General features: G+C 64.9%; 15 protein-coding genes. 14 read left to right on the top strand and 1 reads right to left on the bottom strand.

The window, feature by feature from the left end; genetic code table 11:
- Positions 1 to 54: 54 nt before the first annotated feature.
- From Q2K57_RS02165 to Q2K57_RS02145, 5 genes are all read left to right on the top strand, one after another.
- The gene (locus Q2K57_RS02165) at positions 55 to 1,320 is read left to right on the top strand and encodes an FAD/NAD(P)-binding oxidoreductase (protein WP_304526008.1); all 1,266 of its coding nucleotides are present in this window, start codon (positions 55 to 57) and stop codon (positions 1,318 to 1,320) included.
- A 28-nt stretch (positions 1,321 to 1,348) separates the two neighbouring features.
- Positions 1,349 to 3,124: a SulP family inorganic anion transporter gene (locus Q2K57_RS02160; protein WP_112054722.1), complete on the top strand. Its 1,776-nt coding sequence runs from the start codon at positions 1,349 to 1,351 to the stop codon at positions 3,122 to 3,124.
- On the top strand, positions 3,121 to 3,312 hold the full coding sequence (locus tag Q2K57_RS02155) for a DUF2892 domain-containing protein (protein ID WP_112054721.1): 192 nt from the start codon (positions 3,121 to 3,123) through the stop codon (positions 3,310 to 3,312). The genes Q2K57_RS02160 and Q2K57_RS02155 overlap by 4 nt, the downstream gene beginning before the upstream one ends.
- Before the next feature lie 165 nt (positions 3,313 to 3,477).
- On the top strand, positions 3,478 to 3,936 hold the full coding sequence (locus Q2K57_RS02150) for a YeeE/YedE family protein (protein WP_112054759.1): 459 nt from the start codon (positions 3,478 to 3,480) through the stop codon (positions 3,934 to 3,936).
- Complete coding sequence (locus Q2K57_RS02145) at positions 3,933 to 4,352, top strand: DUF6691 family protein (RefSeq protein ID WP_112054720.1); 420 nt, start codon at positions 3,933 to 3,935, stop codon at positions 4,350 to 4,352. The genes Q2K57_RS02150 and Q2K57_RS02145 overlap by 4 nt, the downstream gene beginning before the upstream one ends.
- 212 nt (positions 4,353 to 4,564) lie before the next feature.
- Here Q2K57_RS02145 and Q2K57_RS02140 read toward each other — a convergent pair whose 3' ends face one another.
- Complete coding sequence (locus tag Q2K57_RS02140) at positions 4,565 to 6,349, bottom strand: sugar phosphorylase (protein ID WP_112054719.1); 1,785 nt, start codon at positions 6,347 to 6,349, stop codon at positions 4,565 to 4,567.
- A gap of 164 nt (positions 6,350 to 6,513) precedes the next feature.
- Between Q2K57_RS02140 and nrdR the strand changes: the two genes are divergently transcribed.
- The 9 genes from nrdR to lon all read left to right on the top strand — a co-directional run bounded on the left by nrdR (position 6,514) and on the right by lon (position 16,022).
- Complete coding sequence (gene nrdR, locus Q2K57_RS02135) at positions 6,514 to 6,993, top strand: transcriptional regulator NrdR (RefSeq protein WP_092522115.1); 480 nt, start codon at positions 6,514 to 6,516, stop codon at positions 6,991 to 6,993.
- 42 nt (positions 6,994 to 7,035) lie between these two features.
- Complete coding sequence (gene ribD / locus Q2K57_RS02130) at positions 7,036 to 8,169, top strand: bifunctional diaminohydroxyphosphoribosylaminopyrimidine deaminase/5-amino-6-(5-phosphoribosylamino)uracil reductase RibD (RefSeq protein WP_112054718.1); 1,134 nt, start codon at positions 7,036 to 7,038, stop codon at positions 8,167 to 8,169.
- 190 nt (positions 8,170 to 8,359) lie between these two features.
- Positions 8,360 to 9,541, top strand: a complete 1,182-nt coding sequence (gene ribBA / locus Q2K57_RS02125) for a bifunctional 3,4-dihydroxy-2-butanone-4-phosphate synthase/GTP cyclohydrolase II (protein ID WP_112054717.1) — start codon at positions 8,360 to 8,362, stop codon at positions 9,539 to 9,541.
- A gap of 119 nt (positions 9,542 to 9,660) precedes the next feature.
- Complete coding sequence (gene ribE / locus Q2K57_RS02120) at positions 9,661 to 10,143, top strand: 6,7-dimethyl-8-ribityllumazine synthase (RefSeq protein WP_092522121.1); 483 nt, start codon at positions 9,661 to 9,663, stop codon at positions 10,141 to 10,143.
- The gene (gene nusB / locus Q2K57_RS02115) at positions 10,140 to 10,649 is read left to right on the top strand and encodes a transcription antitermination factor NusB (protein ID WP_112054716.1); all 510 of its coding nucleotides are present in this window, start codon (positions 10,140 to 10,142) and stop codon (positions 10,647 to 10,649) included. The genes ribE and nusB overlap by 4 nt, the downstream gene beginning before the upstream one ends.
- 40 nt (positions 10,650 to 10,689) lie before the next feature.
- The gene (thiL, locus tag Q2K57_RS02110) at positions 10,690 to 11,643 is read left to right on the top strand and encodes a thiamine-phosphate kinase (RefSeq protein ID WP_112054715.1); all 954 of its coding nucleotides are present in this window, start codon (positions 10,690 to 10,692) and stop codon (positions 11,641 to 11,643) included.
- On the top strand, positions 11,640 to 12,113 hold the full coding sequence (locus Q2K57_RS02105; RefSeq protein ID WP_112054714.1) for a phosphatidylglycerophosphatase A: 474 nt from the start codon (positions 11,640 to 11,642) through the stop codon (positions 12,111 to 12,113). Before thiL ends, Q2K57_RS02105 begins: the two co-directional genes overlap by 4 nt.
- A 100-nt stretch (positions 12,114 to 12,213) precedes the next feature.
- Positions 12,214 to 13,461 (top strand): DUF945 family protein, encoded by a 1,248-nt coding sequence (locus Q2K57_RS02100; protein ID WP_304526007.1) that lies wholly within the window; start codon positions 12,214 to 12,216, stop codon positions 13,459 to 13,461.
- 128 nt (positions 13,462 to 13,589) lie between these two features.
- Positions 13,590 to 16,022 (top strand): endopeptidase La, encoded by a 2,433-nt coding sequence (lon, locus tag Q2K57_RS02095; protein WP_112054712.1) that lies wholly within the window; start codon positions 13,590 to 13,592, stop codon positions 16,020 to 16,022.
- Positions 16,023 to 16,076 lie beyond the last annotated feature (54 nt).

Genomic DNA, 16,076 nt, shown 5'->3' with positions numbered 1-16,076 from the left:
GATTGGCCCCGCAGCCAGGCGCTGCCTTCATAAATCGCTGTTCTGGAGTATGCAATGACCGATCACTCTTCTGAGGCTTCCCCCTCCGGCCAGGTTCGCCGCCATACGGTGCTGATCATCGGCGGTGGCGCCGCCGGCATCTCGGTGGCCGCGAGTCTGCTCAAGCGCCGGTCGAGTCTGGATGTCGCCATCATCGAGCCCGCCGAAGAGCACTATTACCAGCCGGGCTGGACCATGGTCGGCGGCGGTGTCTTTACGCCGGAAGTGACGCGTCGCCCGATGCGTGAGGTGATGCCCGACGCTGTGACCTGGCACGCCAGTCGGGCCGAGAATATTGACGCAGAGGCCCGCCTGGTCCGCCTGGAGAGCGGCGAGTCGGTAGCTTACGAGCGGCTGGTAGTGGCGCCGGGACTGGTCTGTGATTGGTCCGCCATCGAGGGGCTCGAGGAAGCGCTGGGTCAGAATGGCGTCACCTCCAATTATCGCTATGATTTGGCGCCTTACACTTGGTCGCTGGTGCAGTCGCTTGAAAAAGGCAAGGCACTGTTCACGCAGCCACCGATGCCCATCAAGTGCGCCGGCGCGCCGCAGAAGGCGATGTACCTGGCCTGCGACCACTGGCGCCGCGAGCAGCGTCTGAAAGATATAGACGTGAGCTTCTGTAACGCTGGCGGCGTGCTGTTTGGCGTGTCCGACTACGTGCCAGCGTTGCAGCGCTATATCACTTTATATGGAATCGAGACGGCCTTCAGTCATCGGTTGATTGCGGTAGACGGTCCGTCGCGTACCGCCCGCTTTGCGGTGAGCGATAAGGACGGTGAACGCGAAGAGGAGCGGGGCTTTGACATGCTACACGTCGTGCCGCCCCAGAAGGCCCCGGCCTTTATCGCCCAGTCGCAGCTGTCGAACGAGGCCGGCTGGCTCGACTTGGATCCGGCCACGCTTCAGCACAGGGCATACGCCGACATCTTTGGCCTGGGTGATGCCAGCGGCACCGCCAATGCCAAGACCGCTGCCGCCGTGCGCAAGCAGACCCCGGTGGTGGCCGAGAACCTGTTGGCCTCGCTGGACGATACCCCGCTGGCGGCAGCTTATCTGGGCTATGGCTCCTGTCCCTTGACCGTGGAGCGCGGACGCATCGTGCTGGCCGAATTTGGCTATGACGGCGTGCTTCAGCCGACGTTTCCGCGTTGGCTCAACGACGGCACGCGCCCCACGCGACTGGCCTGGTGGCTCAAGGCCAGCCTGCTGCCCTGGATCTACTGGAACGGCATGCTCAAGGGACGCGAATGGCTGGTGCGTCCCGCTCGCCGTGATTGAGCAGGATGCCCCAGGTAATGAGACGCTCATGACCCCTTCACGCTGGATTCCCCTGATCGGCTGGTTGCACGGCTACCGCCGGGACACTCTGGCCCGCGATTTGCTGGCAGCGGTGATCGTGACCCTGATGCTGGTGCCTCAGGCGCTGGCCTATGCCCTGCTGGCGGGCCTGCCGCCGGAAGTGGGGCTCTACGCCAGCATGTTGCCGCTGGTCTTCTATGCCGTCTTCGGCACTAGCGCCACCCTGGCAGTGGGGCCAGTGGCGGTGGCATCGCTGATGACCGCCGCGGCGCTGTCGGGCATCGCCGCGCCGGGCAGTGCCGAGTATGTGGGGGCGGCGCTGGTGCTGGCCGCGCTATCGGGGCTGTTGCTGGTGGCCATGGGGCTGCTGCGGCTGGGGTTTCTGGCCAATTTTCTGAGCCATCCGGTGATCTCGGGGTTCGTCACTGCCTCAGGCATCCTGATCGCGGCGAGTCAGCTGCGTCATCTGCTGGGCGTGAAGGCCGCTGGCGACAACCTGGTGGAGATGGTCACGTCGCTGGTCGCTTCGCTTGGCCAGGTCAGCCTCATCACGCTGGCGATCGGCCTCGGCGTTTGGGGCTTTCTGCTGTGGTGTCGGCGCCGGCTCAAGGGCATCCTGCACCGCCTGGGGCTGTCGGCCACAGCGGCCGATCTGGTCGCCAAGGCGGCGCCGGTCTCGGCGGTGATCGTGACCACGCTGCTGGCCTGGTCCCTGGGGCTCGGCGCCCGAGGCGTGGCCTTGGTCGGCGAGGTGCCAAGCGGGCTGCCCAACCTGGCCTTGCCGAGCCTCGATTCGGGACTGTGGACGAGCCTTGCTCCTGCGGCGGTGCTGATCAGCCTGGTGGGGTTCGTGGAATCGGTCTCGGTGGCCCAGACGTTGGCCGCCAAACGCCGCCAGCGCATTGATCCCAACCAAGAGCTGATCGCGCTGGGGCTTGCCAACCTCGGCGCGGGTGCCAGCGGCGGATCGCCGGTATCTGGCGGTTTCTCCCGTTCGGTGGTCAACTTCGAAGCCGGCGCCGCTACGCCACTCGCCGGTGCCTTCACCGCGCTTGGCATCGCCCTGGCGACGCTGACCCTGACCACCCCACTGGCGTTCCTGCCCAAGGCGACGCTGGCCGCCACCATCATCGTCGCCGTGGGTACCCTGATCGACCTGCCGGCCATCAAGCGCACCTGGGCGTATTCCCGGGCCGACGGCGTGGCCATGCTGGCGACCCTGGTGCTGACCCTGCTGCAAGGGGTGGAGAGCGGCATTCTGGTCGGCGTCGCGCTGTCGCTGGGGTTGCATCTGTATCGCACCAGCCGGCCGCACAGTGCCGTGGTGGGCCGGGTGCCGGGCAGTGAGCACTTTCGCAACGTCAAGCGCCACGAAGTCGAGACTGACGAGCACTTGGCGATACTGCGCGTCGACGAGAGCCTCTACTTCGCCAATGCCCGCTACCTGGAAGACACCGTGATGGCGCTGGCCAGCCGCCAGCCCGATCTCAAACACATCGTGCTGGCCTGTCAGGCGGTCAACGTGATCGACGCTTCCGCCCTGGATAGCCTGGAGGCCATCAATGGCCGGTTGAAGGACTCAGGCGTCTGCCTGCATCTGGCCGAGGTCAAGGGCCCGGTAATGGATCATCTCAAGGGCACGCATTTGATCAAGGCGCTGACAGGACGTGTGTTCCTGAGCACCTTCGATGCCTGGCACGTGCTTCACGGCGACGCCGCCGGGGTTTTACACGCACCGGGCGAGACGCCCGACGCGTCCCTCAAGCAAGGAGTGGGACCATGAAGAAGAACATAGGCAGTATCGACAAGATCGCTCGCATCGTGATCGGCGCCATCCTGATCGGCCTGGCCGTCACCGGCACCATCGGCGTCTGGGGTTGGATCGGTGTGGTGCCGGTGGTGACCGGGTTGTTGGGCAGTTGCCCGCTCTATTCGATGCTGGGCATCCGTACCTGCAAGCCGGGGCCCTGAGTCGAGCTGGTGATTGACCCTCGCTAGGCCACGCGTTAGGGCAATCACCTGGCGCAGCCGCTTGGAGCAAAGCAGTAGTACAGCTGCTTAAAGCACCGAAGTAGCGCAATGACCCAGGGAAATCAGTTACGGCAACCTATGACGGAAACCACGGAGGAGACGATGTTGGATTGGACTTCGAGTCTGTATGGCCTGGCCGGTGGCGTATTGATCGGCCTCTCGGCGGTGTGGTTGATGGCCACCCTTGGCCGCATCGCCGGGATCAGCGGCATTCTCTCGGCGCTGGTACTGGAACGGCCCAAGGGAGATACCGCCTGGCGCCTGACCTTTCTGCTGGGGCTGGTCAGCGGGCCGCTGATCTTGATGGCGCTCGGCGGACAGGGCAACGTCGCCGGCGAGCCGGGAGCCGTGATCGGCGCACCCGCCGGCGGGGTGGGGCTGATGCTGATCGCCGGACTGCTGGTGGGGTTTGGTACCGGTATCGGTAGCGGCTGCACCAGCGGCCATGGCGTTTGCGGCCTGTCGCGGCTCTCGCCGCGCTCGATGGCGGCGACCCTGACGTTTCTGGTCACCGGTATCGTCACTGTCTATGTGGTGCGGCATCTGCTGGGAGGTGGGGCATGAAGACAGCGATGCTCAAGCCCGTCGCGGGCTATCTCGCCGGCCTGTTGTTCGGCCTGGGGCTGGCGCTTGGCGGTATGACGGACCCTGCTCGGGTGATCGGTTTTCTCGATCTGGCCGGCGGCTGGGACCCGACGCTGATGTTCGTACTCGGCGGGGCGGTGGTGACCACCTTCATCGGTTACCGGTGGGTGCTGCGCCGTCCCGCGCCACTCTTCACGGGCGCCTTCCAGCTTCCGACGCGCCGCGACCTGGATACCAAGCTGCTGGGCGGTGCGGCGCTGTTCGGCATCGGCTGGGGGCTCTCCGGCTACTGCCCGGGGCCGGCTTTCGCATCGCTTTCGGGCCTGAGCCTACCGCTTGCGGCCATGCTAGCCACGATGGTAGCCGGCTGGTGGCTTGCCCGGCGCCTGGGGTGATTGATAAGCGCTACGTGCTTTCGGCCTAGTTTAGTCCAGCCTCGCCTTAATTTGGCTTAATTTGGCTGAGCCAGGCTTATTGCGCCTCAGTTAGGGTCAGATTGGCGCTGTTCGGACTGGCACCGCCCTTCAGGCGTGGCTCAGTCCGCTTTGCCTAGTTCTTTTGGCTTAGTTCTTTTGGCCTAGTTCCCTTGGTTCAGTCTGCTTGGGGCTCAGTTATGGCCCGGCTGCACCAGCCACAGACTGCGGTAAGGGCGCAGTATCTCGCGCTCTTCCGGTGCCCAGACCGCGCCGTCGGCGAGCACGTCGAGCCATTGGCCCTGATCCAGCTCAGGCATGCTGAGCGGCTGGCGCTGGTCGCTGATGTTGTAGATCGCCAGCAGCCGGCGGCCATCCGGCAGTGGGCCGCGCTCGATGGCGAAGAGCCCCGGCGGCGTATCGAGAACCCGCTGAGGCGCCTCGGGGTGGAAGCAGGGTTCCGCGGCGCGCAGCTTGAGGCGCTCCTTGAGCGAGCCGAAGGCCTCGCGGGTCGGGGTGCTACGGCTGTCGATCAGTTCGTTGAGCTCGGAAAGCTGCCAACGGCGGCGGTTGATGGCCCGCAGCTGGCCCTTGCGCTCCACGCCCTCGTTGTCATTGAGTGTCGCGGTCAACGAGTGCAGGTAGATACCGGGGATGCCCTGCAGGGCTAGCAGCAGGTTCTGGCTCAGCAGGAAGCGTTCGACCTGCCAGGCATCGGCGCCGCGTCGGGTGCCCTTCATGGCGTCGAAGTAGGCGATGTTGATTTCGTAGGGGGAGTCCTGGCCGTCCGGGTTGGTCTTCATGCTGACGAAGCCGCCGAAGCGGTGCATGAGATCCAGCATCACGTCGACCTCATGCTGCGGGAGCAGCCCTTCCAGGGCGCGCACGCCGATGCCGTCGTGGCTGGCCGTGAAGTTGAAGTAACTGCAGCCCGGCGGTAGCGACGGCAGGCTGCTGGCCCACTGGGTTAGCGCCGTGGCATCGCCGCTGGTCAGGGTATGCACCAGCAGCGGTGGCAGGGTGAACTGATAGATCAGGTGCGCCTCGTCCGGTGACATGCCTTCCATGGTTGCCCGCTCGAGCCCCAGGTAGCTCATGTTCTCGCGGTGCGGCACATTGGTCTCGGTGATCAGCCGCGTGCCCGGCGCCACGTAATCGACGACTGCCCGCAGCAGTCGCACGATGGCGTGGGTCTGGGGCAGGTGAATGCAGGAGGTGCCGACTTCCTTCCACAGATAGGCGATGGCATCCAGGCGAATGGTGCGGGCTCCCTGCTGCAGGTAGAAGAGCAGGATGCCGACGAACTCGATCAGTACGTCCGGGTTGTCGAAGTTGAGATCGATCTGGTCTTCCGAGAAGGTGGCCCACAGGTGGCGGGTGCCGCGGCGGGTGCTGACCGGCACCAGCAGCGGCGAGTTGCGCGGCCGCGTGACCTGAGACAGGTCGGTCGCCGGGTCCATTTCGATGAAGTAGTCGCGCCCGGGCTGGCTGTCGGCCAGGTAGTCGACGAACCACAGCGAGTCCCGAGATACATGGTTGATCACCAGGTCGACCATCAGGTCCCGGCGCTCGGCCAGCGAGCGGATATCCGGCCAGTCGCCGAGCTCCGGGTTGACCTCCCGGTAGTGCACGACCGAGAAACCATCGTCGCTGCTCCACGGAAAGAAGGGCAGCACATGCACCCCGCTGAAGGTGTCTTCCATGCGCTCATCGAGAAATCCCTTCAGCACCTCCAGCGGCGCGCGATCACCGTCAAGCAGGCTGTCGCCGTAGGTGATCAGCCACTGGTCACGCTCGCTCCACAATGGACGCGGCGTGGCATCGATGGCACCACGCTGGTGCGAAATCAGGGTGACCAGGCGGCGCATGATCGCCTCGCTGCGGGGGCCGTAGACTTCCTCCAGTCGTGCGCGAGCGGCGTTGACGAAGCCGGCTTCGTCCAACTGGCGTGGGGGCGTGGGGGGCAGGGATGAGCTCATGGTCAATTCCTCGAGGGGCCGAAACGCGCACCTGGCCGGCGGCGGGGCATATCCTTGGCATCATGCAGGGCTCGTGCCAATCGTGAAGAGTGACTGGGCGCCATGCGGCCAAATCGTTACAATAGAGCAATAGTTGTTGTGTCGAACAGGCCGGAATCCAGCCGATGCATTGTCCTTTCTGCGGTACCCATGACACCAAGGTCACCGATTCGCGCCTGGTCGTCGAGGGCGACCAGGTTCGTCGTCGACGTCAGTGCGCCGCCTGCGGTGAACGATTCACGACCTATGAGACCGCTGAGCTGGTCATGCCGCGGGTCGTCAAGGCGGACGGTTCGCGGGAAAGTTTCGATGAGGCCAAGCTGCGCGCCGGCATGCTTCGGGCGCTGGAGAAGCGCCCGGTGAGCGCCGAATCGATCGAGGCCGCCGTCGAGCGGATTCGCCAGCGCCTGCGGGCACGGGGCGAGCGTGAGATCAAGGCCATTGAGGTCGGCCAGGAAGTGATGGATGCCTTGAAGCGTCTGGATCAGATCGCCTATATCCGCTTCGCCTCGGTCTATCGCCGCTTCCAGGATATCGACGAGTTTCGTGCAGAAATCGACCGCCTGGCCCAGGAGCCGAGCTTCTCGCCTCAGGACGATCACTGACGCCGCACACTTCTCTTGCCTGCTCAATTGCATAGGATGCTCATGGCCACTGCGACCCCGGAAGCCTTCATGGCCCGTGCCCTGACCCTGGCACGCCGCGGCCTCTATACCACCGACCCGAATCCTAGGGTCGGCTGCGTGCTGGTCAAACGCCGCCAGATCGTCGGCGACGGCTATCATGTCCGCGCCGGCGAGCCCCATGCCGAGATCCATGCCCTGTCTGACGCCGGCGACGCCGCGCGGGGCGCCACTGCCTATGTGACTCTGGAACCCTGCGCTCATCACGGCCGCACCGGGCCCTGCGCCCAGGCGCTGATCGAGGCCGGCGTCAATAAGGTGGTGGCCGCCATGCAGGACCCTCATGCGGCGGTGGCGGGGCAGGGCTTCGCCATGCTGCGCGAGGCCGGTATCGAGGTGGAGTGCGGGCTACTCGAGGACGAGGCGAGGGCGCTGAACCCGGGCTTTGTGTCGCGCATGACCCGCGGGCGACCCTTCGTGCGCATGAAGATGGCGATGAGCCTCGATGGGCGCACCGCGATGCGCTCCGGGGAATCACAATGGATTACCGGGCCTCGCGCACGCACCGAGGTGCAGCGTCTGCGCGCTCGTTCCAGTGCGGTGATCAGCGGCGTCGACTCGATCATCTTCGACAATTCACGCCTGACGGTGCGCGCCTCCCAGCTCGACCTCGAGGACGGCGAGGCGATCGCCCGCCGCCAGCCGCTGCGGGTCATCGTCGACACCACCCTGCGCCTGCCGCTGGCGGCGGCCTGTCTGAGCGAACCGGGGCGCACGCTGGTCGCCACCTGTTCCCGGGACGGCGAGCGCCGGACAAGACTCGAGGCGGCCGGCGCCGAGGTGTTGTGCTTGCCGTCAGGCGTCGATGGCCGAGTGGACCTGGTCGCGCTGCTCGAGTATCTGGCCCGCGAGGAGCAGGCCAACGAGGTGCTGCTCGAGACTGGGGCGACGCTGGCCGGCGGCATGCTTGATGCCGAGCTTGTCGACGAGATGCAGCTGTTCGTTGCGCCGACCCTGCTTGGCGGCGAGGCACGCCCGTTGGTGGCACTGCCCGGGCTCGAGCGCATGGCGCAGCAGCGGCCGCTGGATATACTCGACATGCGTGCCGTGGGACGCGACTGGCGGATCATCGCTCGCCCCCAGCGCCAGTCATCCTGAGGGTGGGCTTGAGAGTAGCGCCGGGCTGCGGCCCAATGCTGGCGCCGCGCGGCTTGCCAAGGTACCCTGAGCGCCGATCTGCTGCCGGCATCATTCATCGGCAGCCCGTCGGCGCCAGCTTTCTATTAGCGGCGCCCCGGTATGCGGCGCCTACCGTTGACGCCAGCACGCACAGTAATTCGGAGATCCCATGGCGCTTTCCAATGACCTGACCAAGGACCTGTCTGCTCAGACCGCGGACGACCAGAGCGAGTCGGCCAGCGATCTGGCGCGTATCGAGGACCTGATCGAGGACATCCGTCAGGGCAAGATGGTGATCCTCATGGACGATGAGGATCGCGAGAACGAAGGCGACATCATCATGGCCGCCGAGAAGGTCGAGGCCGAGCACATCAACTTCATGGCTCGCCACGCCCGCGGCCTGATCTGTTTGCCGATGACCCGCGAGCGCTGCGAGCGCCTGCAGCTGCCGCTGATGGTGCACGACAACGGCTCCGGCTTTGGCACCAAGTTCACGCTGTCCATCGAGGCCGCCGAGGGCGTGTCCACCGGGATCTCTGCCGCCGATCGCGCCCGCACCGTGCGCGCGGCCTCGGCTCGGGATGCCAAGGCATCCGATATCGTCCAGCCGGGCCATATTTTTCCGCTGATGGCCGAGCCAGGTGGCGTGCTGCGCCGCGCCGGCCACACCGAAGCGGCCTGTGACCTCGCGGCGATGGCCGGGCTCGATCCCAGTGGCGTGATCTGCGAAGTGATGAACGACGACGGCAGCATGGCGCGTCGTCCGGAGCTCGAGCGCTTCGCCGCCGAGCACGGCCTGAAGATGGGTACCATTGCCGATCTGATCCACTATCGCATTCACACCGAGCAGACCGTGGATCACCTCGAGGCGACGCCCGTGGAGACCGCCTTCGGTGAGCTCACTCTGCACGTCTTCCGCGACAGCATTCAGGGCGCCCATCATATGGCGCTGGTCAAGGGTACGCCCCGCGCCGAGGAACCAACCACGGTGCGCGTGCACCTGGCCGACACCCTGCGCGACATCCTGACGCTTACCCGTCCGGGCAGCCAGAGCTGGACCGCCCAGCAGGCGCTGGCCGAGATCGCCGACGCCGAGAGCGGTGTCTTCGTGCTGCTTGACGATGCCCGCCAGGCTTCTGACCTCAAGGATCAGCTCGATGTGCTGCTCGAGCGCAAGCGCGCACCGCGCTCGAGCGACTCCGATGGCGCCGGCAATTATCTGACCATCGGCACCGGCTCACAGATCCTGCGTCATCTGGGCGTCGGCAAGATGCGCCTTTTGAGCTCGCCCTGGAAGTTCTCGGCCCTTTCCGGCTTCGATCTGGAAGTGGTCGAGCGGTTGAGCCCCTGAGCCCTTGATATCGTAATATCCGGGGCGTCCGCTCGAGGCGAGCGGACGCCCCGGCGACGAACGCAACACCCGAGAAGCGCCCTCCCGGGCGCGTAGAAGATTCAAGCAGGAAGACAAGCATGCAACCGATCTCCCAAGTCGAAGGTAACTTCACCGACGTCGATGGCCGCTACGTGATCGTGGTCGGCCGGTTCAACCACCATGTGGTCGACAGCCTGGTCGAAGGTGCCGTGGACAGCCTGGTTCGCCATGGCGTGGACGCCGAACATATCGACATCGTCCATGTGCCGGGCGCCTGGGAGCTGCCGCTGGCGGTCAAGCGTGCCCTCCAGGTGGCGAGTCCGGATGCGGTGATCGCTCTCGGCGCGGTGATTCGCGGCGGCACGCCGCACTTCGAGCATGTCGCCGGCAGCTGCAACACCGCTCTTGGCTCCTTGCAGCTGCAGTTCGATACCCCGATCGCCAATGGCGTGCTGACCGTCAACTCCATTGAGCAGGCCATCGAGCGAGCCGGTACCAAGGCCGGCAACAAGGGCGCCGAGGCCGCCATGGCCGCCATGGAAATGGTCTCGCTGCTCAAGCATTTCGGAGGTGAAGAATGAGCCGTTCCTCGGATAACGAGCGTCGGGCGCCGTCGAAGAGCCAGATCTCCCGCCATGCGGCTCGCGAGCTGGCGGTGCAGGCCATCTACACTTGGCAGATGACCGGCAAGCCGGTCAGCACCATTGAGGCTGAGTTCCGCAGCCAGATCGCCGATGAAGATCTCGAGGACCATGAAAACTGGCACAAGGTCATGGAGATCGCCGACCTGGCGCTGTTCCATGAGCTGGTCCACAACGTGGTGCGCTTCCAGGCGGATCTGGATGCGTCGCTGACCCCGCTGCTCGACCGTCGCCTCGAAGATCTCGACAGCATCGAACTGGCGATCCTGCGCCTGGGTACCTACGAGCTGTCCCGGCGCCTCGAGGTCCCGTATCGGGCCGTGATCAATGAGGGTGTGGAGCTCGCCAAGTCCTTCGGTGCCACTGATGGTCACAAGTACATCAATGGTCTGCTCGACAAGCTCGCGGCGCGTCTGCGCTATGCCGAGGTCAGCGCCCGCCGCTGAAATGTCACTCGCGATGCAAAAGCCGACGCCAGGCCAGTCCATGGGTGCCTCGCCGAGCGAGTTCGACATGATCGCCCGCCACTTCACGCGGCCTGCGCGCAGCGCCGGCGTGGTGCTGGGCGTAGGCGATGATTGCACCCTGCTGACGCCTACCCCCGGCCACCAGCTGGCGGTCAGCGTCGATACGTCGGTGGCCGACGTCCACTTTCCCCACGCAGCGCCCGCCGCGGCCATCGGCCATCGGGCGCTGGCGGTCAGCCTGAGCGATCTGGCGGCCATGGGCGCCGCCCCCCGCTGGTGCCTGATGGCGCTGACCCTCGACCATGCCGACGATGCCTGGCTCGAGCCTTTCGCTCAGGGCTTCGATGCCCTTTGCGCCCGCGCCGGGGTCGATCTGGTCGGTGGTGATGTGACCCGCGGCCCGCTTTCGGTTAGCGTCACCGTGCAGGGTGAGGTTCCGCCCGGCGAGGCCCTGACCCGCGATGGTGCCGGTGAAGGTGACCTGCTCGCCGTCACCGGCTCGCTGGGTGGCGGGGCCGGCGGTCTGGCCGCCTGGCAGTCAGGCGAGCGCTCGCTGGATGATCCGCTGCTGGCCGCCTACCTGCTACCCGAGCCGCGGCTGGCTGCCGGGCAAGCGCTGCGTGGCTTGGCCAGTGCGGCAATCGACGTCTCCGATGGTCTGCTCGCCGACCTTCAGCATCTCTGCGATGCCTCGGCGCTTGGCGTGGAGTTGGATCTTGAGGCGCTGCCGCTGGCCGAGGGCCTGGTCGAGCGGCTGGGAGAGGGCGCCCGCCAGGCAGCGCTTACCGGAGGTGACGACTATGAGTTGCTGGTCGGCCTGCCGGCGGAGGCCCTTGAATCGGCTCGCCAGGCGCTCGGCACTCTTGGGGTGCCGCTGACGGTCATCGGACGCTTCACTATTACACCCGGCATTCACGGTGTGGAAGCGAACGGCCCAGGGGGCTGGCAACACTTTTCAGGAGCAACGCCATGAATCGTGCACCGGGCAGCGTCTGGCGACGCCCCAGCCATTTCCTGGCTTTTGGTCTGGGTAGCGGCGTCGTCCCCTTCGCCCCTGGCACCTTCGGGACCCTGGCGGCGATCCCTTTCTATTGGTTGATGACGGATCTGCCGCTGTCCTGGTACCTGGGCGTCGTGGTGGTGGCCTATTTCCTGGGGATCTGGCTGTGCGATCGCACCTCGCGGGATCTCGGCGTCCACGACCATTCCGGTATCGTCTGGGACGAGTTCGTCGGCTACTGGATCACCATGGCGGCGGTGCCGTTTTCCTGGGAAGCGGCGCTATGGGGCTTCGCCATCTTTCGGGTCTTCGATATCTACAAGCCTTGGCCAATCCGCTGGGCCGACCGGCGAGTGGCCGGTGGCTTCGGCATCATGATCGATGACGTGCTGGCCGGCATCTATGCCTGGAGCACCATCCACCTTTGGCTGTGGTTGCACTAGACCCGTACCGGTGGGTGACCAGGGCGGCTTGCCAATATAGCGTTTGATAAAAATTCATTCATCATCGCCAAGCGATGATCATTGCCAGTGAGTGAGCACGATGCGCAAGGGACTGTTGGCCGTGACCGCGGTTGTACTAGTGGGGGGCGGCTATGTCGCCGCTCAGGTCTACTCGAGCGAACGATTCGACGACGAGCTGACGCGGGGCCTGAAGTCCCTCGAGGAAAGCGATGATGTCACGATCGAGCGCCAGAACATCAAGCAGGGCTGGTTTACCTCCAGCGGTGAGATCGTCATCACGCCCAAGCTCGACGAGGGCTGGAACCTGAGTCTTCCCTACAGTGCCCGCCACGGGCTTTCCAGCACGCGGCTTTCGGGAGAGCTGGAGCTTGCCATGAGCGACCAGGCGTTGTTCGCCGACAAGCTCGAAGCGGCGCCCCCGCGCTGGCATGCCGAGATCGAGACCCTGAGCGGCAACTTCACCGGGCGGCTCGATCTCGCCGCTATCGATAGCCAGGTCACCGATAGCCGGCTGATCAGCGAAGGCGGCTTCCTGACCCTCGAGGGGCAACCCGACGACGTGCGTCTGGCCGGTGAGATTTCGCCCTGGGAGCTTCGTGGAGAGGAGGGGGATCTCAAGGTGGGACGCCTGACGCTGTCTTCTCGCTACCAGCAGGACGAAACGGGCCAGGAACGTGATCAGCAGGCGAGTTTCGCACTGGATAGCCTGATGATGGCTCGTGATTACAACCCCACGGTCGAACTCGCCGACCTGAGTTATCAGGGCGACCTGAGTCTCGGTGCAGAGGAGTTGCAGCTGGACGGCACCCTAAAACTCGGCGAAGCGCGGGTCGACGATGAACCCCTTCTCTCCGGTGAGCTTGCTTTCTCGCTGTCGCATATTAACGCTGAAGCGGTCCGCACCCTCGAAGCGGCCATCGATGATGAGACAGCCCGCGGCACGCCTATCGAAGAGCTCAGCGATGCCGAATTCTCCGCTCTGCTTGAACGCCTTGAGCCCCAGCTGCTGGCGCTGTTCGTTGATTCGCCAACACTGACGCTCGATCATCTCGCCGTGCAGAGCGACATGCTCTCCATGGACACCGAGCTGAGTGGTGAGCTGACCTTCGATGGCGAAGGCGCCGAGAACCTGTCGCTCGAGGATCTCGGCCAGACCAAGCAGCGCCTGCGCTGGGTGCGGCGACTCAATGGCCAGTTTGACTGGCAGGGTGTGCCGCCGATGGCGGTGATGCAGCTGGGCCTGCCGATGACCACCGAACGCCTGAATATCCTTATCGAAAACGGACGGCCGACCGTCAACGGCCGCCCCCTGCCGCCGCTGCTGTGAGGCACTCGGGCCCAGCTCATTGGCTGGGCCCGGTTCGTTCTCGACGCAGAGCATGACTTGAAGTTCGTCACCGCCGCCCGCATTCCATGGCCTAGGGTCATACGGCCAACCGGATCACAGGATGGATCATGAGCGAGCGCGACGACGATCTTCAGCAAGTCTTTTACGAACGCGATGACCGGGCCTCCGACGAGGAGGCGCCGGACGAAGATGCTCACATCGAAAGTGGCGCAGTGGTGCCGACTCGGGACTATCTTCCCGAGCGGATCTATCTGTTGCCGATTCACAACCGTCCCTTCTTTCCGGCTCAGGTACAGCCGCTGGTGATTCATCGCCCGCGCTGGGAAGAGACCATCAAGCGCGTGGGCAATACGCCGCATCATACGGTTGGCCTTGCCTATGTGGGCGATACCGAGATCGACGAACTGGACTACGGCCACTTCCCGGTCACCGGCACCGCCGTGCGCATGCACAAGGTGCAGGGCGAGGATGATCAGATTCAGTTTATCGCCCAGGGCATGCGGCGCTTTCGCATCCAGCGCTGGCTGTCGAAAAAGCCGCCCTACCTGGTCGAGGTCAGCTATCCCAAGGAGCCGGTCAACGCCGACGAGGACGAGACCCGCGCCTACGCCATGGCGATGATCAACGGCATCAAGGAACTGCTGCCCATCAACCCGCTCTACGGCGAAGAACTCAAGCACTATCTCAACCGCTTCAGCCCCCATGAGCCGGGGCCGCTGACCGATTTCGCCGCCGCCATGACCTCCGCCAAGGGCCCTGAGCTGCAGGCCATTCTCGAGACCTGGCCGGTGATGGAGCGCATGCAGAAGGTGCTGCCGCTGCTGCGCAAGGAGATCGAGGTCGCTCAGCTACAGAGCGAGATCAGCGACCAAGTCAACGCCCAGATGCAGGATCGCCAGCGCGAATTCTTCCTGCGCGAGCAGCTGAAGGTCATCCAGCGCGAGCTGGGAATTTCCAAGGACGACCGCGACAACGACGTCGATACCTTCAAGAAGCGCCTCACCGAGCTCGAGGTGCCCGAGCGGGTGATGCGCCGCATCGACGATGAGCTCGACAAGCTCTCGGTGCTCGAGACCGGCTCGCCGGAATACGGCACAACCCGCAACTACCTCGACTGGCTTACCTCGCTGCCCTGGGGCATCACCAGTCAGGATCAGCTCGATCTGAAGCACGCGCGCACGGTGCTGGATCGCGACCATGACGGCCTTGCTGACGTGAAGGAGCGCATCGTCGAGTTTCTCGCCGAAGGCACCTTCAAGGGCGACGTGGGCGGCTCGATCCTGCTGCTGGTGGGGCCTCCAGGGGTCGGCAAGACCTCGGTGGGACGCTCCATCGCCGAGGCGCTGGGTCGCGAGTTCTATCGCTTCTCGGTGGGCGGCATGCGCGATGAGGCCGAAATCAAGGGCCACCGCCGCACCTATGTGGGCGCTATGCCGGGCAAGCTGGTTCAGGCCATCAAGGAAGTGGAAGTCGAAAACCCGGTGATCATGCTTGACGAGATCGACAAGCTTGGTCAGTCGTTCCAGGGCGACCCGGCCTCGGCGCTGCTCGAAGTGCTCGACCCGGAGCAGAACGTCGACTTCCTTGATCACTATCTCGACGTGCGGCTGGATCTGTCGAAGGTGCTGTTCGTCTGCACCGCCAACACCCTGGACTCGATCCCCGGGGCGCTGCTCGACCGCATGGAGCAGATCCGCCTGTCCGGCTATATCGCAGAGGAAAAGATGGCCATCGCCAAGCACCACCTCTGGCCGAAGCTGCTCAAACGCGACAGGATCCCCAAGAAGCGCATCAACCTCACCGATGCGGCGCTGCGCCAGGTGATAGAGGGCTATGCCCGCGAGGCCGGCGTGCGCCAACTGGAGAAACAGCTGCACCGCATCGTACGCAAGGCGGCGGTCAAGCTGCTCGAGCACGACCAGCAGACGGTCAAGGTATCGGTCAACAACCTCGAGGAATTCCTTGGTGCGCCGCCGTTTCGCAAGGAGACGGTGCTCAAGGGCGAGGGCGTGGTCACCGGACTTGCCTGGACCTCGATGGGCGGCGCGACCCTGCCGGTGGAAGCCGGCAAGGTCCATGCCCTGGATCGCGGCTTCAAGCTTACCGGCCAGCTCGGCGATGTGATGAAGGAGTCCGCCAACATCGCCTACAGCTATGTGCAGGGCCATCTGGGTGAATTCGGCGCCGATGCCGACTTCTTCAACGACGCCTTCATTCATCTGCATGTCCCGGAAGGGGCGACGCCCAAGGATGGCCCCTCAGCGGGGGTGACCATGGCCACGACGCTGCTCTCGCTGGCGCGCCATCAGTCCATCGATCGCTCGCTTGCCATGACCGGTGAGCTGACCCTGACCGGCCAGGTGTTGCCGGTGGGCGGTATCCGCGAGAAGATCATCGCCGCACGGCGCAGCGACATCTTCGAGGTGATCCTGCCCGAGGCCAACCGGCGTGACTACGACGAGCTGCCGGACTATCTGCGCGAGGGCATGACGGTTCACTTCGCCAAGCAGTACAAGGACGTGGCCAAAGTGGTCTTCTAGACACCGGCGTCCTTGTCGGTGCCTGAGTGAGGCACCGGTCACGCTTTCATCACG

It is taken from the genome of Halomonas sp. I5-271120 (genome assembly GCF_030553075.1).
Classification (GTDB): domain Bacteria; phylum Pseudomonadota; class Gammaproteobacteria; order Pseudomonadales; family Halomonadaceae; genus Onishia; species Onishia taeanensis_A.
Note: the sequence above shows the minus strand (reverse complement) of the source record. Positions and strands in the feature narration are given on the sequence as shown.